1 protein-coding gene is annotated in these 452 nt (G+C 73.0%); it reads right to left on the bottom strand.

The window, feature by feature from the left end:
- The coding region (locus tag D7Y13_RS42770; RefSeq protein ID WP_147452709.1) for an NAD(P)-binding domain-containing protein at positions 1 to 452 on the bottom strand (452 nt) is incomplete at both ends.

Here is a 452-nt window from a genome sequence, read left to right as displayed (position 1 = left end):
ACTCGGCACGCCGCGGGTGTCGCGCCGGACGATGTTCGGTGGGGTCCGGACAGCCATGATCACCTCACCGGCCACGCCGGCGAGATCGGTGACCAGGTCGCCCGCGGAGTTGCCGGAACCGACGACCAGGACCCGCTTCCCCGCGTACGGCGACGGTTCGCGATACGCCGACGAGTGGGTGACCTGGCCCGCGAACGAGTCCCGGCCCGGCCAGTCGGGGACGTACGGCGTGTGGCTGTAGCCGCTGGCCACCACCACCGCGTCGGCCGTCAGGGGACCGGCCGAGGTCTCCACCCGCCACCCGGATCTGTCGGCGTCGACCCGGGTGGCCCGCACCCCGAGCTCGGGGCGGAGGTCGAGGTCGTCGGCGTAGTCCTGCAGATAGCGCACCAGGTCGTCACGGCGAACCCACTGCCCGTACGCCTTCGGGATCGGCTTGCCGGGCAGCGCCG

Origin of the sequence: Corallococcus praedator (assembly GCF_003612125.1) — a bacterium.
Taxonomy (GTDB): Bacteria; Myxococcota; Myxococcia; order Myxococcales; family Myxococcaceae; genus Corallococcus; species Corallococcus praedator.
The sequence above is the reverse complement of the archived record's forward strand: the minus strand, read 5'-3'. Positions and strand labels throughout refer to the sequence as shown.